Raw genomic sequence first — 19,460 nt, forward strand, 5'->3', positions numbered from 1 at the left:
GCACGCTACGACTTCGGCGCGCCCTCACGGCGCGCTTTTTTTGCGCCGATATTCCGCCTACGATAAAAAAGCTCCCGCAGCACGCCGTCTTTGTTTCGAAGTCGAGCTTCCGTTCCCCGCATCCGATTCCAGACGAGGTGGTCCTGATGAACCGCTTATCGAGCGCGCCGACGGCGCTGCAACGGCATTACGAGGTGGTCGTGATCGGCTCGGGCTACGGCGGCGCGATCGCCGCGAGCCGCATGGCGCGCGCGGGCCGTCGCGTGTGCGTGCTCGAGCGCGGCCGCGAATTCATGGCCGGCGAGTTTCCGCGCACCCCCTTGCAGGGCGTCGAGCAGATCCAGTACAACACGGCCGAGGCGCAGATCGGTTCGCCGCTCGCGCTGCTCGAAGTGCACGTGAACGAAGACGTCAATGCGGTGGTGGGCTGTGGGCTCGGCGGGACGTCGCTGATCAATGCGAACGTCGCGCTCGAAGCCGATCCGCGCCTGTGGGACGACCCGCGCTGGCCGGCCGCGCTGCGCGCCGACCAAGCCGGACGCGACGACGGCTATGCGCTCGCCTGGAAAATGCTGTCACCGTCGCCGGTGCCCGACGATTTCCCGCCGCTGCCGAAGCTCCAGGCGCTCGAAAAATCGGCACAGGCGCTCGGCATGGCCGACCGCTTCAGCCGTCCGCCGATCACGGTCACGTTCAAGGACGGTCCGAACGCGGCGGGCGTCGAGCAGCAGCGCTGCGTCGGTTGCGGCGATTGCAACTCCGGTTGCAACTACGACGCGAAGAATTCGACCCACATGAACTATCTGCCCGACGCGGTCGCCCATGGCGCGCAGATTTTCACCGGCACGGCCGTGCATTCGGTGCTGCGCGATCCCGACACGCAGCAATGGAAGGTCAACTTCCAGCTCGTGAAGCTCGGCCGCGAAAGCTACGACGCGCCCGATCTGTTCGTGCTGGCCGACATCGTCATCGTCGCGGCGGGCACGATCGGCTCGACCGCGCTGCTGCTGCGCTCGCGCGACGCGGGCTTGAGCATGTCGGAGACGCTCGGCCAGCATTTCACCGGCAACGGCGACGTGCTCGCCTTCGCGTACAACACCAGGGACACGATCAACGGCGTCGGCTGGGGCGAGCACAAGCCGGGGCAGATTCCGCCGGTCGGACCGACCATCACCGGCCTGATCGACAATCGCGCCGACGAGAAAAACGTCAGGGATGGCTACGTGATCGAGGAAGGCTCGCTGGCCGGTGCGGTCGGCGAGGCGCTCGTCGGCATGCTCGGCGCGGTCGCGCCGCTCGAAGGCGTGGATGCGGCTGGGGCCCCGTCGCTGCTCGAGCGCATGAGTTATGACGCGCGTGCGCTCGAAAGCCTGATCCGCGGCCCGTACCACGGTGCGATGAATCACACGCAAAGCTATCTCGTGATGGCGCACGACGACGAAAGCGGCCGCATCACGGTCGGCGACAAAGGCCGTGCGCGCATCGACTGGAAAAACGCGGGACGCCAGCCGATCCTCCAGACCATCGAGAACGTGCTGATCGAGGCGACCAAACCGCTCGGCGGCAAATATCTGCGCAACCCGATTTCGACGAAGATCGCCGGCCGGCACACCGTCACCGTGCATCCGCTCGGCGGCTGCGGCATGGGCGAGGACGCCGCGCATGGCGTGGTCGATCATCTGGGCCGCGTGTTCAGCGGCACGGTCGGCGTCGCGGTGCACGACGGCCTCTACGTGATGGACGGCGCGGTGATGCCGATGTCGCTCGGCGTCAATCCGCTCCTGACCATCTCCGCGCTCGCAGAGCGCAATTGCGCGCTGCTGGCCAAAGCGCACGACTGGTCGATCGACTACATGTCGAAGGGCACCGCCGCCGCGCCGCCCGCACAGAAGATCGGCCTGCGCTTCACCGAGACGATGGTCGGCACCTACACGCCCAGCGTGGCGGGCGAAGCCGCGAAGAGCCCGATCGAATTCACGCTGACGGTCGAGTCCGACGATCTCGCCGACATGCTGAGCAACCCGAATCACCTCGCGCGCACCGCCGGCACACTGACCTGCCCCGCCCTGTCCGCCCAACCGCTGACGATCAGCGACGGCACGTTCAACCTGTTCGTCGTCGACGAATCCGACGTCGACGAACGCAACATGAACTACCGGATGACGCTCGCCGCGGTCGAAGGCAACACCTGGTATCTGACCGGCAAGAAGATCATCACGCGCACGTCGCCGATCAACCTGTGGGAGCAGACCAACACGCTGTATGCGGAGATTCGCGCCGCGGCGCAGGACGATGCGCCCGTCGTCGGCACCGCGACGCTGATCATCACGCCCGAAAACTTCCTGAAGCAGCAGCGCACGCTCGAAGTCACCCACGCGCCCGACCTGATGACGCGCCTCGAATGGACGCTGAAGTTCGGCAAGTTCTTCGCGGGCGTGCTGTTCACCGAATACGGCGGCGTGGCCGCGCCGCTGCAGTTCTACGATCCATACATACCGCCGCGCGCGAAACGCACGCTGCGCGCGCCGGCGCCGCAGGTCATGTACTTCGACACACCCGACCGCACGCGGCTCAAGCTCACGCGCTACTGCGATCCGGCCGCGGGCAAAGTCGCGAAGCCGATCCTGCTGATCCACGGCTCGGGCGTATCGAGCCGCATCTTCTCGACCGATCTGATAACGACCAACCTCGTCGAATATCTGTACGCGTCGGGCTACGACGTGTGGCTCGTCGATCTGCGCGTCAGCATCGAACTGCCGAGCGTGCTCGTGCCGACCAACGTCGACAAAGTCGCGCGCGAGGACATTCCCGCCGCCGTCGCGAAGATTCGCGAAGTGACCGGCGCGCCGAACCTTCAGGTACTCGGCCACTGCCTGGGCGGCCTCGCGCTCAGCATGTCGCTTCTCCATGGACTCGACGGCGTGCGCTCGGCGGTGATTTCGCAGGTGTCCGCGCATCCGGTGCCGGGCACGTTGCAACGGATCAAGGCCGGCTTGCATATTCCCGATCTGATGCAGCATCTGCGCATACGCGACCTCACCGCCTATACGCAGGAAGATTCGTGGCCCGCGAACCTGTACGACGAAGCGCTGCGTCTCTATCCGCTCGATCACGGCGAGGGCTGCGGCAATCCGATCTGTCATCGCGCGACATTCCTGTATGGCCTGCTCTACGAGCACGACAAGCTGAACGAGACGCTGCATGCGAACCTGCAGGAACTGTTCGGCATTCACGACATGGCCGTGTTCCAGCATCTGGCCACGATGGTGCGCGCGGGCCAGGTCGTCGATGCGCGCGGCGACGACGTGTATCTGACCGGCGCGGACGGCATGAAAGGACTCGAGGGCATGCGTTTGCCGATCGGCTTCATACACGGCGAGAAGAACGAAACCTATCTGCCGGTCAGCACCGCGCGCACTTACGAGCTGCTGCGCGAGCGCTTCCCCGAGCAGCCGTACGAGCGACATCTGATTCCGGGGTATGGGCATATCGACTGCATCTTCGGCAAGAACGCGGCGGTCGATGTTTATCCGTTGATCGTCGGTTATCTGAATGCGCATTGACGGCGGAGCATGGCCGATGCGCCACGCATTCGGACAATAAAGCCAGGCATAAAACAAGAGATTTTGATAGAAGCCGGCGTGTCGAAGTGGCCGACTATGAACTGCTTTACATCGGCGCAATGACGGCTATAGATCTGATTGTGGCGATCGTTATTTATGTGCTGATCGTGAAAATATGGCGGACTCGCACGCGAGGAAGAAGTCGTTGATTTGCTTCTCATCGAAACTCAGAACAGCTTGCCCGGATTCAAAATGCCGTTCGGATCGAGCGCGTGCTTGATCGCGACCATCGCCGCAAGCTCGGCCGGTGAGCGCGAAATCGGCAGGAACTCGCGCTTCAGCGAACCGATGCCATGCTCCGCCGACACCGACCCGCGCAACGGTCCGAGCATCTCGTAGACGAACGCATAAACCGCGTGATGATCGACGCCGGGGATCGAATGACCATCGACGGTCAGATGCAGATTCGAATCGCCGATATGCCCGAAGAAATACGCTTCGTTGCCCGGCCAGCGCTGATCCAGCGCCGCGCGGCAATGGTCGACGAACGTGCCGATCTCGCCAATCGGCAGACTCACGTCGAAGTTGATCGGATCGAGCTTGAGCGGAAACTCCGCCGTGCATTCGCGGATCGCCCATAGCGCGCGCGCATCGGCGACCGACTGCGCGACCACCGCGTCGCGCAATGCGCCCGCTTGGAGCGCATCGGTCAGCGCCAGGGCGAAGCGCTCGCCAGCGTCGTCGGCATCGAAGCCCGCGTGCTCGATCAACGCATAGAGCGGATGCGCGGCGTCGAACGGCGAGCGCGCGCCGGTCAGCTTCACGCCGAAATCGTAGAAGTCCGGCCACATGATCTCGAACGCGCCGATGTCGTTGCCGAATCGCGTCGCGAGACGACGCAACAGGCTCACCGCGGCATCGTAATCGTCGAGCGCGACAAGCGCGGTGTGGCGTGCGGCGCGGCGCGGATGCAGCCGCAGCACCGCGCGCGTGATCACGCCGAGCGTGCCCTCCGAACCGATGAACCAGTGCTTCAGGTCGTAGCCGGTGTTGTTCTTGACCATCTTGCCGAGCGAACTGAGCACGTCGCCATTGGCGAGCACCACTTCGAGCCCGAGCACCTGGTCGCGCGCGGTGCCGGACTGGATCACGCGATTGCCGCCCGCGTTGGTCGCGAGATTGCCGCCGATCTGGCATGAGCCGCGCGCGCCGAGGTCGAGCGCGAGTTCGAAGCCGGCTGCTTCGGCAGCTTCCTGAGTGGCCTGTAACGTGGTGCCGGCACGTACGGTCAGTGTGGCCGACGCCGCGTCGAGTTCTTCGACGCCGCTCAGGCGTTCCAGCGACAACGCGATATCGTTGGCGCGCGCGATCGCGCCGCCCGCGAGTCCGGTCATACCGCCTTGCGGTACCACCGGCTGATGCGCGGCGTGGCAGATCGCGAGCGCACGCGATACTTCGTCGGTCGTGCGCGGCAACAGCAGTGCGGCCGGACGCGTCGGCTCGTGGCGCGTCCAGTCGGTCAGCGCGCGTTCGCCGATCTGATCGCCGACGCGCACCGCGTCGACGCCGAGCGCGGCGCGCAAGGCCTCGAGTGTCATCGCGAGCGGTGCGGTTGCGGCTGGGGTTGCGGTCGGTGTCGTCTTGTCGTCAGTGATGCTCTGCTCTGTCATGCAGGCGTTCCTTACTGTGCCGTAGCGGCGAGTTTCTTGCGGTAGCCCATCGAATCGTTGATGCGGCCGAGGATATAGTCGCCCGCGGCGACCGGCTGATATTTGCTTTGCGCGTCGCTTGCGCCGAGCTCACGCGGATCGACGAGCGCGCCGTAGGTCGGATCGTAGAACGTCGCGATCGAATAGCGCTCGCGCCCCGATGCATTGATCACGCGATGCAGCGTCGAGCGGAAGCGGTCGTTGGTCCAGCGCGCGAGCAGATCGCCGACGTTCACGACGAAGCTGCCTTCGACGGGCGGCGCCTCGACCCACGTATCGTTGGCGATTTCGCGCACCTGCAGGCCGCCGACCTGATCCTGCCACAGCAATGTGATGCAGCCGTAGTCGGTGTGCGGCGCGACGCCGAACTGATCTTCGTCCGACTGCTGCGGCTGCGGCGGGTAGTAGACCATTTGCGTGCGCTGCATGCGCTTCGTGTAGCGCGGCGCGAAGAAATTTTCTTCGATGCCGAGACTCACCGCGACCGCGCGCAGCAGGTCGGCCCCGCACGCGCCGACCGCCTCGTAATAGTCATACAGCACCGGCCGCAACCCCGGCATGAAGTCCGGCCAATTGTTCGGCCCGCGTAGTGCCTGGCCCGCCAGCACGTCGGGATCGTCTTCCGGCAATTCGAGGCCGATGCTGAAGAACTCCTTGTAATCGGGCCGCTTCGCCTGATACATCGTCGCGTCGCCAAGCGCATTGAAGCCGCGATGCCGATGATTGACCGCCACGCGTCGTTTCGTGTCGACCGGAAACGCGAAGAAAGTGCGGGCAGCCTGCGCGGCGGCATCGATCTTCGCTTGCGGCACGCCGTGATTGACGATATAGAAAAACCCGATCGTCGTACACGCTTCATGAATTTCCTTCGCGACGCGTCTGAGCGCCTGCTGATCGCCCGTGCGCACGCCGGCGACATCGATGATCGGAATGCGGCTCACGGGCATCGCGCGGCTCCTTCGAGGATCGGTATTGCAGTGGTATATACCGCCAAAAGCAGCACCGCAAGTTGCTTCGCACGCCCTCGATATCAGGGCTTTTCTCTACTCACGCGAGCATTTATTTTTCGCCGGCAGCGCGGTATATACTGCCCAGCGAGGCCCCGCAACGCGCTGCCGACGCGGCGGGTCTGGAACGAACACTTCGACACGCCGGCAACCTAACACCAATTCGCCCCCGGAGAACCCCATGCGTATCCTTGCAGGCTGGAAATGTCGTCTGGTCATGCTGGCGCTGTGCGCTGCAAGCGTCGCCGCGCACGCCGAAGACCAGCTCGCCAAAGTGAAGAAAGCCGGCGAACTGGTGGTCGGCACGGAAATGCAGTTCGCGCCATTCGACTTTCTCGAGAACGGTCAGCAGGCCGGCTTCAACAAGGAGCTGTTCGCGGAGATCGGCAAGGAAATCGGCGTGAAGGTGCGCTTCATCGATCTGCCGTGGCCGAGCGTGCTGCCCGGTCTCGAAGCGGGCAAGTTCGATATGGTCGGCGGCCCGCTGACGGTCACGAAGGCGCGCATGGAACGCTACACGTACACGCTGCCCGTCGCCGATGCGACCGACGCGCTGCTCAAGCGCGCGAACGATGCGTCGATCAAGCAATCGTCGGATATCGCGGGCAAGACGGTCGGCGCGGGCAAAGGCACCGCGCAGCTGGACCAGCTGAAGAGCTACGCGGCCACACTGCCGAAGCAGCCTGAAATCCGCGAGTACGTCGACAACAATCAGGCTTACGCGGACCTCGCGGCGGGCCGCATCGCCGCGGCAGCGAACTCGATGACCAACATCGCGTATGTCGCGAAGCAGCGCCCCGAGATGTTCGCGGTCGTGCAGCCGCCGTTCGGTGCGAAGGTGTACTTCGCGTATGCATTGCGCAAGGACGCCGACAGCAAACCGCTCGCCGACGCGTTCAACGCAGCGCTCGTGAAAATGCAGAAGGATGGCCGCCTCGCCGCGTTGCAGAAAAAGTGGTTCGGTGTCGCGATGGAGATGCCGTCCACGATGCCCACGCCGAACTACTGAGCGTCTTCAACGTGGGCGTCCCGCGTCGGGCAATAGTTTCGCCGTAGCGCGGCGCGCGTCGCCCTTCCCGTTCCACCGGCCGCGATCCATGTTCAACACGACCGTCTTCGTTCAGGGCCTGCCGCTGCTGCTGCATGCGGCGCTCGCCACCGTCGGCATTTCGCTGACGGGGCTCGTGATCGGATTCTTCGTCGGCATCGGCGTGTGCACCGCGCGGCTGTCGCAGCATCGCGCCGCGCGCCTCGCGGGCGGCGCCTACGTGTTCTTCTTTCGCGGCGTGCCGATGCTCGTGCAACTGCTGCTCGTGTACTACCTGCTGCCGTTCGCCGGCATCAACGTGTCGCCGATCGTCGCCGCGATCAGCACGGTGTCGCTGTGCTCCGCGTCGTATATCGCCGAAATTCTGCGCGGCGGTTTTCTGAGCATTCCGCCCGGACATCTCGAAGCCGCGCGCATGCTCGGGCTTTCCCCGCTCGATACGCTGCGGCGCATTCTGGTGCCGCAAGCATTCCGTTTGACGCTGCCGTCGCTCGTCAACGAAATGGTGCTGCTGATCAAGGCTTCTTCGCTGATCTCGGTGGTCGGCGTCGCCGAGTTGACGCGCACCGCGCAGAACATCGCCGCGAGCACTTACCGGCCGCTCGAAGCGTATGTCGCGGCCGGGCTCATCTACTTCGTGATCTGCGGTTCGCTCGCGCTCGTGGCGCATGCGGCCGAACACCGTTTGCAGCACGCCTGAATCGACTCACGTTTAAGCGAACCTCGCCATGCAAACGTTCGACCCGACCGTCATCACGCACAACCTGCAGCCGATCGCCGCCGGCCTGGCGACGACGCTCGCCAGTTGGGCCGCGGGCGTCGCAATCGGTCTCGCGATCGGCTTTTTGATCGCGGTGCTGCAACTGTTCTGCGGGCGCTGGCTGCGCGCCATGTTGCGTGTCTACATCGAGTTGCTGCGCGGCACGCCGTTTCTCGTGCAACTGTTTCTGCTGTACTACGCTGGCCCGTCCATCGGCCTCACGCTCGAACCGATGACGGCTGGCATCGTCGGCCTCGGTCTCTACGGCAGCGCGTATTTCGCCGAGGCGTTCCGCTCCGGCTTCCAGTCGGTGCCCAAAGGCCATCTCGAAGCGGCGGCGTGTCTCGGACTCACGCGCTGGCAGGCCATTGTACGCATCCAGGCGCCGCAGATGCTGGTGCTGATCGTGCCCGCGCTGACCAATCTGATCATCGTGCTGAGCAAGGAGACGGCCGTGCTGTCGATCGTCACCGTGCCCGAACTGACGTTCGTGCTGACCGGCATCGGTTCGGCCACCTTCGCTTTCGTCGAAACCCTGCTGGTGCTGTGCGTGTGCTATCTCGCGCTGGTCGAGCTGACCTCGCGCGCGGGCATGTGGGCCGAAGCCCGCCTCGCACGCTTCATGGCATGATTCCGGAACACCTATGAACGCCATCGCCGACATGTCCTCCAACGCGCAATCTGCCGCGCCGGCCGCCAGTGCAACGGCGAACGCATCGAATGCCGCGCCGCTGATCGAAGTGTGCGATCTGCGCAAACGCTTCGGCGATGTCGAGGTGCTGCGCGGCATCGATCTCGAGATTGCGCGCTCGGAAGTGGTCTGCATCATCGGGCCGTCGGGCTCGGGCAAGAGCACGCTGCTGCGCTGCCTCGCCGCGCTCGAAACCTACGATCACGGCGACGTGCGCATCGAAGGTGAACTGCTCGGCTATACCGAGCGCAACGGCAAACGCGTGCGCGCCTCGCAGGGCGAGATCAACCGCGTGCGCCGCAACGTCGGCATGGTGTTCCAGCAGTTCAACCTGTGGCCGCACATGACCGCGCTCGGCAACGTAATGGAAGCGCTGCTGCGCGTGCGGCGCCTTTCGTACGACGAAGCGCGCCGTCGCGCGAGCGCGATGCTGGAGACGGTCGGCCTCGCGCACAAGGGCGACGCGTATCCGGCGAAACTGTCGGGCGGTCAACAGCAACGCGTCGCGATTGCGCGCGCACTCGCGATGGAGCCGCACATCATGCTGTTCGACGAACCGACCTCGGCGCTCGATCCGGAACTGGTCGGCGAGGTGCTGCAGGTGATGAAGCAGCTCGCGCGCGACGGCATGACGATGGCCGTGGTCACGCACGAAATGGGTTTTGCCGCGCAGGTTGCCGACAAGGTCGTATTCATCGATCAAGGCCGCATCGCCGTGCAGGGCAAACCGCGCGACGTGTTTCACGATGCCGCGCAGCCGCGTCTGCGGCAGTTTCTGCAAAACTATTTCGACCGCAATGCGTTCTGGACGCGCGGCCCGGACGACACCCCGCCCCTATGAGCGCCACCGCTCGCAACAAGCCTCATGGCAAATCCTCTGCTAGCGCGGCCAGCGCCGCGGCCAAAATCGCGCGCGGCAGCGACGAGGCGCCGGCCGCGCGCTACGAGCAGGTCAAACAGCACATTCGCCAGATCATCGACTCGGGCGGACGCCAGGCGGGCGACCGTCTGCCTTCTGAACTCGACCTCGTCGCGACGCTCGGCGTATCGCGGATGACGGTCAACCGCGCGCTGCGCGAACTCGCCGACGCGGGGCTCGTCACGCGCGTATCGGGCGTCGGTACTTTCGTCGCGCCGAACAAGCCGCAGTCCACGCTATTGATGATCGCCCATATCGGCGACGAGATCCGCTCGCGCGGCCACGCTTATCGCTGCGATATGGTGCTGTTGCAGCGCGAGACCGCGTCGGTCACGGTGTCGAACGCCTTGGGGCTGACGCCGGGCGCTTCGGTGTTTCATGTGATTTGCGTGCATCGCGAGAACGGTCTGCCGGTGCAGCTCGAAGATCGCTATGTGAATCCGGCCGTCGCGCCGGATTTTCTGCAGCACGATTTCTCGGCGCTGAAGCCGTCCGAGTATCTGCTGACGGTCGTGCCGATGCACGATCTCGAACACGTGGTCGACGCGGCGCTGCCGACGCCTGCCGAAGCAGAGCTGCTCGAAATTCACGCTGAAGAACCGTGCCTGACGCTGACGCGCCGCACGTGGACGGGCGGCGTCGCCGTGACGTTCGCGCGTTTCGTGCATCCGGGTTCGCGCTATCGGCTCGGCTGCCGCTTTTCGCCGAATACGTCGCAGCGCCAGGGATAACGCGCGCTTCAGCAACCGTACTAGGGCCTAGACGGTCCCCGCCAGATGAAAACGCGACGCCGGATGCCATAGCCGCACCGACGTCGCGACGTTCTCGCCGACCCACGTGCGCCGCCACAGCAGCAGACACGGCTCGCCGATATCCATCATCAGATGACGCCGCACATAAGCGTCGGGCTTTTGCGCGTAGATGCGAAACTCGGCGCGCTGCACGGGCGCGAGCCGCACCATGTAGTGATTCGGCGTTTCGACCGAGAAATCCTGCTGCAGATATTCAGGGAACACCTTCGGATTGACGAAGCGGTCCTCGTACTGGATCGGCTCGGCCTCCTCGCTGTGCACGATGCACGAGTGAAACGCGGGACCGCTCGCGAGACCGAGCGCTTCGAGCGCATCGGCGTCGTCGCTCGGTTCGAGCGTCAGCACGCGCGCCGAATGACGATGTCCGCGCGCGGCAATTTCATCGGCGATATTGCGGATCTCCAGCACCGTCGATTCATACCGCTGCGGCGCGACGAAGGTGCCCGAGCCTTGCACGCGCGTGAGCACGCGCTCGGCGGTCAGCTCGCGCAGCGCGCGCGACACCGTCATGCGCGCGACGCCGAACTCCTTGACCAGTTCCGTTTCGGAAGGGATCAGCCCGCCCGGCTTCCATGCGCCTTCGCTGATGCGCTGAAGCACGTAGCGTTTGATCTGCTCGTAGGCGGGCATCGCCTTGACCGGCGTGTCGCGATCGCGATCGCGTTCGGCGGAATGCTGTTTCTGCTCGGCCTGTGCGGCGGGCGCTATGCGCGCCTGGGTAGTTGTTTTCACTCCAAACCTCATCGGTGGTTCGCCGGTGGTACATGAAGTACACCGTGGCCGGTTCTCCGACGGCCGGGCCCAATCTTACCCGGTTCGACGCTGGGAGACGGCTGGAACGCGCTACCAGATAAACGGCACGAAACGGTAACGCACCCGAGCCATGTATTGGGTGTAGCCGTCGAGCTGCCCGGCGAGCAGCCGCTCCTCGCGCACCGCGCGCCAGCCCATCCCGTACGCCATCACGGGCAGCGCCACGAGCCCCCACCACGAGCCGAGCATCAGCGGCGTGCCGACGAAGAACACCAGCGCGGCCGCGTACATCGGATGACGGACGTACGCGTAGGGCCCGGTGTCGGCGACCTTGTGCCCGCGGCTCGACTGAATCTTGACCACCGGTGCGGCATAGCTGTTCGCGCGAAACACGAACCGGCACGTGAAGATGCACAGGAACACGCACAACGCGCCGAGGCCCATGAGCCACGACGGCAGCGGCGCGGACCAGCGAAACCGCATCGCGTCGAAACCCATCAGGATCAGCCAGCCGCACCACGCGGCCCCGATCGCGGCCATGAACACACGATCCCAGCGGCTCTGCTGCGCCTGCACGAACGGCGCGAGCCGCTCCGCGAGCAGCGCGGGATCATGACGCGCGAGCCACAAGCCGAGCCACAGACTCAGTACCGCCAGCTCGAACAGATACCACCATGCTGCCGGCCACGCGAGCGTGCCGGCCGCGCCGAACAGCAGCACGCCCATGAAAACCAGCCACGCCAGCGATTGCAGGATCAGACGTGCGATCATCGCGGCGCCCTTGAGCGGTCGGCTCATGCGGCCTCATCGCGCGTACGCACGCGCTCGAACACGTCGGCGATATCGATGTCCTCAAGGTTTAAACCGAAGCGCTCACGCAGACAGTCGGCGAGTTCGGCGGCGCTCGCGAGGCGCCGTTCGTTGACGATCTGCCCTTGTGCGTCGCGCTCGTTGAACTGATCGTTGAATAGCGCCAGGCGCCGTTTGGGCAATACGCGGCACGCCAGCAGGTTATGAACGAACTTCGAATCCGGTGACGTCGACGTGTACCAGTTCGAAGTTTCGTAGTCGATCCACTCGACTGCGCGCAGGTCGACGTGATAAACGCGGGTCCAGCTCTCGTCCGGCGCGAGCACCTCGAGATAGACGGTGTCGCGCCCCGCGTCGGCGAGACGGAACGTGCCGAGCGGAATCGGCTGCGCGAGGCCGGCGGTCAGCCGCAGCGGCGCGGTCAGCGTCACGGCGCCGAAGCCGACGTCGGCGATCCATGCGTCGCCGTCGATATCGACGCGCAGCACCATATGCGTGCGCGGCGCAATCGTGCCGGGCTCGCGGCCCCACACGACGCGCGCAAGCATCGGCGTGACCCGGAAGCCGAGTTGCATCAGCACGTTCGCGAACAGAATGTTCTGCTCGAAGCAGTAGCCACCGCGCTTTTCGGTCACGAGCTTGCGTTCGACGGCTTCGAGCTCGAGCCTGACGGGCCGGCGCGTCAACGGGTTCAGGTTCTCGAACGGGATCGCGGCGGGATGGAGCCGGTGAATCGCCCGCAGCACGTCGAGCGTGGCGGCGCGCGCGCCCTGATAGCCGATCCGGGCGAAGTAGTTTTCCAGATTGATGGTGTGGGACATCGGCGGAATTCCGGTTGGACTGCGGGTTCGACGCGATCATAGCGGCTTTCGGCGCTGAATCGACCGCGCGCGGAACGAAGCGAAAACGCGCCTACAAGCCCTTCAACGCCGACGTCGCGATCGACGGCACCGTAATGCCGTGGCTCGATGCGAACTGCACGGCCGAGCTCAGCGTCGACATCAGCGACTGCAACTGCCCCGGCGCCGACTGCGCAATATACGAAGCGCTTTGCGCGGTCTGCGGATTGAGGCCCGATTGCAGCAGCGACGACGGACTCATCTGACCGAGGCTGCCGAGCCCCGACTGCAAGCTCGAATACTGGCTCACACCCTTGCCGAGCGACGACAGACCTTGCGTGAACGCTTCCTTGTTGACCGGCGTCGCAGACGCGCCGCCACTTGCATGATTCGCGAACGCATCGGTCAGCTTCTGCGACAGCGACTGCTGGGTGCTGCCGACCTGCGTCAACTGACTGACCGACGGCGTGCCGCCGCTGAGCAGCCCCGCCGCCTGCTGCGCCTGGCCGGCGGCACTCGTCATGCCCATCGCCGACGCGAGGCTCGACTGTCCGCTCAGCACCTGCTGGTTCGCGCCCACGTAACTCTGCAGCAACTGCGACACGCCGCCCGACGACGCCCCTGTACCCGCCGCGCTATCGCCGCCCCCGCCGATGCCGAACTGCTTCAGATTCAACTGCGCGTGCGCTGCGCCGCCCAGCAACAGACCACCACTCACCAGCAACGAAACCAGAAGACTGCGCTTGCCCATTTCTACCTCCTTACTTTGACTTTCGGGGTTACTCGTGCGCTTCGACATCTTGCCATTTCGCACGTTCGGCCTGACTACATCAATACGTTTTCATTACTCGTTAATTAATACCTTCTTACACCCTCGTAAAGTTTAGGAGCAGCCCGTAAATCCGGGAATTACACGGCAGCAATATTGTTGCGAATCGTTCTCATTTGTTTGACTGCCGCAATACGCCTGTACGATCACGCCATCAGCCGCTTTGGCAGCTTGAGACAACATGCGATGTCGCGCCAGGCAATCGCCGATTGATAACATCGGTCGAAACAACACTAATGAGGATTTCGATGCAGTTCGCCCAACTCAATGGATCGCGTGCCAATGCGCGTCCGGTTTGCGACGCTTCCGCAGGTCCCGGCGCAACTCATCGTACGCGTTTGCCTTCGATGCGGCGCGTCGCGCTGTGCACGGCTTTCGCGTGGGCCTCGTTGACCGCCCACGCGGCGCTGGCCGAAGCCAATCCCGATGCGAACCCGGAAGCGCCCCAGGCCGACCTGAACATTCAGGCGACGCAGACCAACCAGTGGACGGGCCTCTGGAACCGCCAGCAATTGCTTGGCGACATGGGCGGCCTGCGTCCGTGGCTCGGCAAGTACGGCATGACCTTCACGCTGACCGAAACCAGCGAAGTGCTGGCCAATCTGCGCGGCGGTCTCGCGCGCGGCGCCAACTACGACGGCCTGACCACCGCCACCTTGCAGATGGATACGCAAAAGGCGTTCGGCCTGCCGGGCGGCCTCTTCAACGTCAGCGCACTGCAAATTCACGGCGCGAACCTGAGCGCGAACAAGCTCGGCACGTTGAATACCGCGAGCGGCATCGAGGCCGACGACGCGACGCGTCTGTGGGAGCTCTGGTATCAGCAGTCGTTCCTGAACAAGCGCGTGGACGTGAAGATCGGTCAGCAGAGCCTCGACCAGGAATTCATCACGAGCACGTATGCGGCCCTGTTCCTCAACACGATGTTCGGCTGGCCCGCGCTGCCCTCGTACGACATGCCGTCGGGCGGTCCCGCCTATCCGCTCGCGGGTCTCGGCGTGCGCGTGCGCGGCCAGATCACCCCTTCGTTGACCGCGCTTGCCGGCGTGTATTCGGGCGACCCGCTCGGCAACGACCCGGACAACATGAGCGGCACGAACTTCAACCTGCATAACGGCGCGTTGTGGATCGGCGAGTTGCAGTACTCGATCAACCAGCCGGCCGAAGGCGAAATGGTCGGTACGGGCGGCCGCGGTCTGCCGGGCACCTACAAGGTCGGCGTCTGGTACAACACCAACAAGTTCGCCGATCAGCGCTACGACAACATGGGGCTGTCGCTCGCGAATCCGGCGTCGACCGGCATTCCCACGAATCACAGCGGCAACTACAGCTTCTATGCGGTCGCCGATCAGATGGTGTGGCGCCCCGACCCCGACGAACCACGCAGCCTCGGCGTGTTCGCGCGCGTGATGGGCGCGCCGGGCGACCGCAACCTCGTGCAAGTCGCGGCCAACCTCGGCGTCGTGCTGAAGGCGCCGTTCAAGGGCCGTGACAACGACAGCGCCGGTCTCGCGCTGACCTACATCAAGGTCGGCAGTCACGTGAACGGACTCGACAAGGACTTCCTGGCATTCAACGGCAGCCCCTACGGCGTGCGCACCAGCGAAACCACGCTCGAGGCGACCTACCAATATCAGGTCAATCCGTGGTGGCAGTTGCAGGCCGACGCGCAATACACGTTCAACGCCGGCGCGGGCCAGAACCCGAACGACCCGACGCAGCCGCTGCGCAACACCTTCGTCGTCGGCGTGCGGACCAATATCAACTTCTGACGCCGCCCGCAACGCGCTTTCATCCTCGCAAGCACACGCCACCCGACGCAACCGGACCAGCACTTCCCATGCTTTCCATCGTCACCGCCACTCCCGCTTTGTGCACCCGCACGGAGGCCCAATCGTGAATCGACTTACGCGCAAGCTTGCGGCGCGCGCCGCGCGAGCCCTGCTCGCCGCGATGGCCGGCGCCGCCGCTCTCACGATGGCCGCCAGCGCGCGGGCCGAGCCGCAAGGCTTCCTTGAAACGATCAAGCGTCACACGACGCTGATCAATACCGTGCCGGATAACGGCGACCAGAATCCGTAAGCGCTCGTGGTCGCGCCGGTCAGCAAGGGCACCGTGAAGAAAGACGACGTGCTGGTCGGCAACTTCAACAACTCGACGAACCTTCAGGGCACCGGCAGCACGATCATCGACTATCACCCGGACACCAGACAGATGACGGTGTTCGCGACCGTGCCGCGCGATCTGAAGGAATGCCCGGGCGGCATCGGCCTATCGACCGCGATGACGATGCTGAAGTCGGGCTGGGTGATCGTCGGCAGCACGCCGAGCAACGACGGCACGACCGGCACCAAGGGCGCTGGCTGCCTGATCGTGATCGACCCGCTATCTGCGCCCGCGTCCGGGTGAGCGCGTGCGGCTCGCGGTCGAGGGTGAAGTGACCGCCTATTCGCGCGCCTGACCGACTAAGGCTGGCACGCTCGGCTACCGCAGCGACAGATCCTGCACCATCTGCTGCGCCAGATAATCGCAGGTCGGCCGATCCGATTTCGCGCTGCGCGCGACCACGATTTCGAGCGGAGCGATTCTCGGCAGGCCTTGCGCGTCGCCGAGTATCGCGAGCCGCGGCGGCACGCTGCATCGCGTCAGCGCAATCACCGACAAACCGGCATCCACGGTCGCGACGAGCCCCATCAGGCTCGCGCTGCTGAACGCCGCGCGATAACGGATGCGCGCGCCATCCAGCGCAGCCAGCGTGTGCTGGCGCGCGACGCAGCCCGGCTCGTACAACCCCACCGGCAACGGCGAGGCCTTCAACACCGGCGTATCGACCGACGCCCCCACCCACACCATCGGTTCGCTGCGCACGAATTCGCCGCGCATCCTGGGGTCGCGCGTGACGAATGCGAGGTCGATCTTGTTGTCGGCGAGCATCGGCGCGAGCGCCGTGCTCTGCGCGCAGACGATCTCGATCTCGACGCGCGGGTACAACGTCGCGAAACGCCGCAGCACCGGCGATAGCAGCGACGACACATAGTCGTCCGGCGCGCCGAGCACCACCCGCCCGGTCACCTCGGGCCGCACGATCGCCGACCACGCCTCCTCCTGCAACGCAAGCGCGCGCCGCGCGTATTCGAGCAGCGTACTGCCGGGCCGCGTCAGCGACAGGTTGCGCGTGTTGCGTGCGAACAGCGTCGTGCCGAGCATCGTTTCGAGCCGCTTGATCTGCATGCTGACCGCCGCCTGCGAGCGATGCACGCTCGCCGCCGCCTTTGTGAAGCTGCCCGCCTCCACGACCGCGACGAAGCTGCGCAACAGATCGACGTCGAATTCAGGGTTCACGATTTATCAACCGGGCTTATGGAATTGCTCAATTTAATTCGTTTGTGAACAGGTCGCAAGCGGCGCAATACTCGCAGGCATCATGTTACGGAGTCATTGCGCATGTCTCTCACCTCACGTCAACAAGGCGCGATCACGCTGGCGAGCGGCGGCCTGCTGATGGGCACGATCGGCGTTTTCGTCGAGGAGGCGCGGCTCGATGCGCTGACGCTCGTATTCTTCCGCTGCCTGTTCGGCTTTCTCTCGCTCGCCGCCTATTGCGCATGGAAGGGCTTTTTCACGCACGCGCAGTTCACGCGCCGCACGGTCGCGCTCGCGCTGATTTCCGGCGTGCTGATGGTCACGCAATGGGTCGGCTTTTTCGATGCGATTCATCGCACCAGCATCGCGGTCGCGACCGTCGTGTTTCATGTGCAGCCGTTCTGGGTCGTGCTGATCGGCGCGGCGCTCTTTAACGAGCGGCTCGGCGCGGACCGGCTCGGCTGGATCGCGACGGCGTTCGTCGGGCTCGTGCTCGCGTCGGGCGTGATCGCGGCCGGAAACCTGCAAGGCCACAGCAGCTATCTGATCGGCTTGAGCGAAGCGCTGCTCGGCTCGCTGCTGTATGCGAGCGTCACGCTGATCGCGAAGAGCCTCGGCGAAATGCGCCCGCATCTGCTGACGCTCACGCAATGCGCGGTCGGCGTGATCTGTCTGCCGCTGATCGCGCCGCTCATCGCGCCTTTGACGCTCACGCATATCGGTCCGATGCAGTGGTTCTGGCTGATCGGCATGGGCGTGCTGCACACGGGATTGTCGTATGTGCTGATTTACGGCGCGCTGCCCAAGCTCAGCACGCCAGTGATCGCGGTGCTGTTGTTCGTTTATCCGCTGACAGCGATCGTCGTCGATGCGCTCGTGTATGGCCGTGCGCTGTCGCTGTCGCAACTGGCGGGCATGGCGCTGATCGTCGCCGCGAGTCTCGGCGTCAATCTCGGCTGGCCGTTGCTGACGCTGGTGCATCCGGGTGGGCGGACACGCAGTCACGCGAAGTAAAGCGCGCCGCCCGCCCGGTTCTCACTGCGGCAGCGTCTCGCCCTTCGTCTCCGGCGCGAACGGAATCACGAACAGGCCTAGCACGAACACGAGCGCGGTCAACGCGATCGGCACGCCGAGCGTCTGCATATGCAGCACCGCCGCGCCGAGCAGAAAGTTGACACCGGCGCCGACGAAGCGCCCGAACGACGTGCAGAACGCAAACGCCGTCGCGCGTACACGGGTTTCGAACTGCTCGGGCAGCCACAGACTGAACAACGCGAAGTTGCCGCCGAAAAAGCCCAGCACGAACAGCCACGCGATGAACGGCGCGAGCCCGTTCGGCAGATAGAACGCCCAACCGAAGCTCGCCGCGATCGACACCGCCATCCCCGCGAAGTACACCGCGAGCGTCATCTTGCGGCCGATGCGCTCGGCCAGTGGCGGCAGCGCGAGACAACCGAGGATCGTGCCGATCGACAGCAGGCCGGTCGCGAGCGACGCGGTGCGAATCGAATCGCCCTTGGACATGCCGGCGCGCGCCGCCAGTTGGATCACCGCGGACGGCTCGTAGACGGCGCCCGCCCACAGCCCGATGATCGCGATCGTCAGCAGAACGCACGCGACCCATGTGCGACGCCGGTAAGCCGGCCCCATGATCTCGCGCAACGGCTTCACGCGCACCGTCTTTGCGTCGGCTTTCTGCCACTTCTCCGGCTCCTTCACGCGCAGCAGAATCAGAATCGCGACGACGACCGGTACCGCGCCGGTCAGGAACATCGCGCGCCAGCCGAAATGCACGCCGACCGTGTAATTGAGCGCAGCCGCGAGAAAGAAGCCTGCGTAGTAGCCGGTCTGCAGATAACCGGCGCCCATTTTGCGACGATCCTCCGGCCAGGCCTCGGCAACGTAGGTGCCCGCGAGCGCCCATTCCCCGCCGATCCCGACGCCCGCGATGAAGCGATAAATACCGAGCTGCCACACATTGGTCGAGGTCGCGGCGAGCCCGGTGAAAATCGCGAACGTGAAGATGGTGGCGGCGAGCACCTTGGTGCGGCCGAAGCGATCGGCGAGCGGTCCCCAGATGAACGACAGTCCCCAACCGACCAGAAACAGCGCGAACAGGACCGATCCCGCAAGGCCGACATTCGACGGCGTCGCCGCGAAGCCCGAACGCGGCAACAGCTCGGTCAGCGCGGGCGTGAGCACCAGCGCGTAAATGAACGAGTCCATGCCGTCGAGCGTCCAGCCGGCCCACGCTCCCCAGAACCCTGCGATCTGCGAACGATTGAGCGGTGTGCGCTGACGCGCGACCGCCCGTCGGTCGGTTACTGTATTCATCATGCTCCTCCGGCCTACGATAG

16 protein-coding genes and 1 pseudogene are annotated in these 19,460 nt (G+C 64.9%); 9 read left to right on the forward strand and 8 right to left on the reverse strand.

What is annotated here, in order from left to right; all coding sequences use genetic code 11:
• Positions 1-146 precede the first annotated feature (146 nt).
• Positions 147-3,563, forward strand: coding sequence for an alpha/beta fold hydrolase (locus tag OKW44_RS07115; RefSeq protein WP_018420804.1), 3,417 nt, complete (start codon positions 147-149; stop codon positions 3,561-3,563).
• Positions 3,564-3,790: 227 nt separating this feature from the next.
• Here OKW44_RS07115 and OKW44_RS07120 read toward each other — a convergent pair whose 3' ends face one another.
• Together OKW44_RS07120 and OKW44_RS07125 are read right to left on the reverse strand one after the other, a co-directional pair.
• On the reverse strand, positions 3,791-5,233 hold the full coding sequence (locus OKW44_RS07120; protein WP_018420803.1) for an FAD-binding oxidoreductase: 1,443 nt from the start codon (positions 5,231-5,233) through the stop codon (positions 3,791-3,793).
• An 11-nt stretch (positions 5,234-5,244) separates the two neighbouring features.
• Positions 5,245-6,219 (reverse strand): isopenicillin N synthase family dioxygenase, encoded by a 975-nt coding sequence (locus OKW44_RS07125; protein ID WP_018420802.1) that lies wholly within the window; start codon positions 6,217-6,219, stop codon positions 5,245-5,247.
• Between the two features lie 241 nt (positions 6,220-6,460).
• On the opposite strand from OKW44_RS07125, the gene OKW44_RS07130 reads away from it, so the two are divergent.
• From OKW44_RS07130 to hutC (OKW44_RS07150), 5 genes are all read left to right on the forward strand, one after another.
• Positions 6,461-7,288 carry a transporter substrate-binding domain-containing protein gene (locus tag OKW44_RS07130; RefSeq protein ID WP_026225860.1) on the forward strand — a complete coding sequence of 276 codons (828 nt, stop codon included), beginning with the start codon at positions 6,461-6,463 and terminating at the stop codon, positions 7,286-7,288.
• 88 nt (positions 7,289-7,376) lie between these two features.
• Positions 7,377-8,027: an amino acid ABC transporter permease gene (locus OKW44_RS07135; RefSeq protein ID WP_018420800.1), complete on the forward strand. Its 651-nt coding sequence runs from the start codon at positions 7,377-7,379 to the stop codon at positions 8,025-8,027.
• Positions 8,028-8,055: 28 nt separating this feature from the next.
• Entirely contained in the window at positions 8,056-8,718 is a 663-nt protein-coding gene (locus OKW44_RS07140) for an amino acid ABC transporter permease (RefSeq protein ID WP_018420799.1), read from the forward strand.
• Between the two features lie 13 nt (positions 8,719-8,731).
• Positions 8,732-9,619, forward strand: coding sequence for an amino acid ABC transporter ATP-binding protein (locus tag OKW44_RS07145; RefSeq protein WP_018420798.1), 888 nt, complete (start codon positions 8,732-8,734; stop codon positions 9,617-9,619).
• The gene (gene hutC, locus OKW44_RS07150; RefSeq protein ID WP_018420797.1) at positions 9,616-10,428 is read left to right on the forward strand and encodes a histidine utilization transcriptional repressor HutC; all 813 of its coding nucleotides are present in this window, start codon (positions 9,616-9,618) and stop codon (positions 10,426-10,428) included. The genes OKW44_RS07145 and hutC (OKW44_RS07150) overlap by 4 nt, the downstream gene beginning before the upstream one ends.
• Positions 10,429-10,455: 27 nt before the next feature.
• Here the strand turns inward: hutC (OKW44_RS07150) and hutC (OKW44_RS07155) are convergent, their stop codons facing one another.
• The 4 genes from hutC (OKW44_RS07155) to OKW44_RS07170 all read right to left on the reverse strand — a co-directional run bounded on the left by hutC (OKW44_RS07155) (position 10,456) and on the right by OKW44_RS07170 (position 13,662).
• Positions 10,456-11,241, reverse strand: a complete 786-nt coding sequence (hutC, locus tag OKW44_RS07155; protein WP_018420796.1) for a histidine utilization transcriptional repressor HutC — start codon at positions 11,239-11,241, stop codon at positions 10,456-10,458.
• A 111-nt stretch (positions 11,242-11,352) separates the two neighbouring features.
• Positions 11,353-12,033, reverse strand: a complete 681-nt coding sequence (locus tag OKW44_RS07160) for a methyltransferase family protein (protein ID WP_026225859.1) — start codon at positions 12,031-12,033, stop codon at positions 11,353-11,355.
• 23 nt (positions 12,034-12,056) lie between these two features.
• Positions 12,057-12,893: an arylamine N-acetyltransferase family protein gene (locus OKW44_RS07165; protein ID WP_018420794.1), complete on the reverse strand. Its 837-nt coding sequence runs from the start codon at positions 12,891-12,893 to the stop codon at positions 12,057-12,059.
• Positions 12,894-12,984: 91 nt separating this feature from the next.
• The gene (locus OKW44_RS07170) at positions 12,985-13,662 is read right to left on the reverse strand and encodes a hypothetical protein (RefSeq protein ID WP_018420793.1); all 678 of its coding nucleotides are present in this window, start codon (positions 13,660-13,662) and stop codon (positions 12,985-12,987) included.
• A gap of 326 nt (positions 13,663-13,988) precedes the next feature.
• Here OKW44_RS07170 and OKW44_RS07175 point away from each other — a divergent pair, with 326 nt between their 5' ends.
• Complete coding sequence (locus OKW44_RS07175) at positions 13,989-15,512, forward strand: carbohydrate porin (RefSeq protein WP_018420792.1); 1,524 nt, start codon at positions 13,989-13,991, stop codon at positions 15,510-15,512.
• A 181-nt stretch (positions 15,513-15,693) separates the two neighbouring features.
• A pseudogene (locus OKW44_RS07180) lies at positions 15,694-16,125 on the forward strand (hypothetical protein); the annotation flags it as partial.
• A gap of 99 nt (positions 16,126-16,224) precedes the next feature.
• Here the strand turns inward: OKW44_RS07180 and OKW44_RS07185 are convergent.
• On the reverse strand, positions 16,225-17,082 hold the full coding sequence (locus tag OKW44_RS07185; protein ID WP_018420789.1) for a LysR substrate-binding domain-containing protein: 858 nt from the start codon (positions 17,080-17,082) through the stop codon (positions 16,225-16,227).
• A gap of 102 nt (positions 17,083-17,184) precedes the next feature.
• Here OKW44_RS07185 and OKW44_RS07190 point away from each other — a divergent pair, with 102 nt between their 5' ends.
• Positions 17,185-18,117 carry a DMT family transporter gene (locus OKW44_RS07190; RefSeq protein WP_018420788.1) on the forward strand — a complete coding sequence of 311 codons (933 nt, stop codon included), beginning with the start codon at positions 17,185-17,187 and terminating at the stop codon, positions 18,115-18,117.
• Between the two features lie 21 nt (positions 18,118-18,138).
• Here the strand turns inward: OKW44_RS07190 and OKW44_RS07195 are convergent, their stop codons facing one another.
• Positions 18,139-19,437, reverse strand: coding sequence for an MFS transporter (locus OKW44_RS07195; RefSeq protein ID WP_018420787.1), 1,299 nt, complete (start codon positions 19,435-19,437; stop codon positions 18,139-18,141).
• Positions 19,438-19,460 lie beyond the last annotated feature (23 nt).

The organism is Paraburkholderia lebeckiae (assembly GCF_050436325.1).
In the GTDB taxonomy this organism is placed as follows: Bacteria; Pseudomonadota; Gammaproteobacteria; order Burkholderiales; family Burkholderiaceae; genus Paraburkholderia; species Paraburkholderia tuberum.

Excerpts from the sequence above, each read along its gene's own strand:
- OKW44_RS07115 (WP_018420804.1), top strand. The coding sequence starts at position 147 with ATGAACCGCTTATCGAGCGCGCCGACGGCGCTGCAACGGCATTACGAG.
- OKW44_RS07120 (WP_018420803.1), bottom strand. The coding sequence starts at position 5,233 with ATGACAGAGCAGAGCATCACTGACGACAAGACGACACCGACCGCAACC.
- OKW44_RS07125 (WP_018420802.1), bottom strand. The coding sequence starts at position 6,219 with ATGCCCGTGAGCCGCATTCCGATCATCGATGTCGCCGGCGTGCGCACG.
- OKW44_RS07130 (WP_026225860.1), top strand. The coding sequence starts at position 6,461 with ATGCGTATCCTTGCAGGCTGGAAATGTCGTCTGGTCATGCTGGCGCTG.
- OKW44_RS07135 (WP_018420800.1), top strand. The coding sequence starts at position 7,377 with ATGTTCAACACGACCGTCTTCGTTCAGGGCCTGCCGCTGCTGCTGCAT.
- OKW44_RS07140 (WP_018420799.1), top strand. The coding sequence starts at position 8,056 with ATGCAAACGTTCGACCCGACCGTCATCACGCACAACCTGCAGCCGATC.
- OKW44_RS07145 (WP_018420798.1), top strand. The coding sequence starts at position 8,732 with ATGAACGCCATCGCCGACATGTCCTCCAACGCGCAATCTGCCGCGCCG.
- hutC (WP_018420797.1), top strand. The coding sequence starts at position 9,616 with ATGAGCGCCACCGCTCGCAACAAGCCTCATGGCAAATCCTCTGCTAGC.
- OKW44_RS07160 (WP_026225859.1), bottom strand. The coding sequence starts at position 12,033 with ATGATCGCACGTCTGATCCTGCAATCGCTGGCGTGGCTGGTTTTCATG.
- OKW44_RS07165 (WP_018420794.1), bottom strand. The coding sequence starts at position 12,893 with ATGTCCCACACCATCAATCTGGAAAACTACTTCGCCCGGATCGGCTAT.
- OKW44_RS07170 (WP_018420793.1), bottom strand. The coding sequence starts at position 13,662 with ATGGGCAAGCGCAGTCTTCTGGTTTCGTTGCTGGTGAGTGGTGGTCTG.
- OKW44_RS07175 (WP_018420792.1), top strand. The coding sequence starts at position 13,989 with ATGCAGTTCGCCCAACTCAATGGATCGCGTGCCAATGCGCGTCCGGTT.
- OKW44_RS07190 (WP_018420788.1), top strand. The coding sequence starts at position 17,185 with ATGTCTCTCACCTCACGTCAACAAGGCGCGATCACGCTGGCGAGCGGC.
- OKW44_RS07195 (WP_018420787.1), bottom strand. The coding sequence starts at position 19,437 with ATGAATACAGTAACCGACCGACGGGCGGTCGCGCGTCAGCGCACACCG.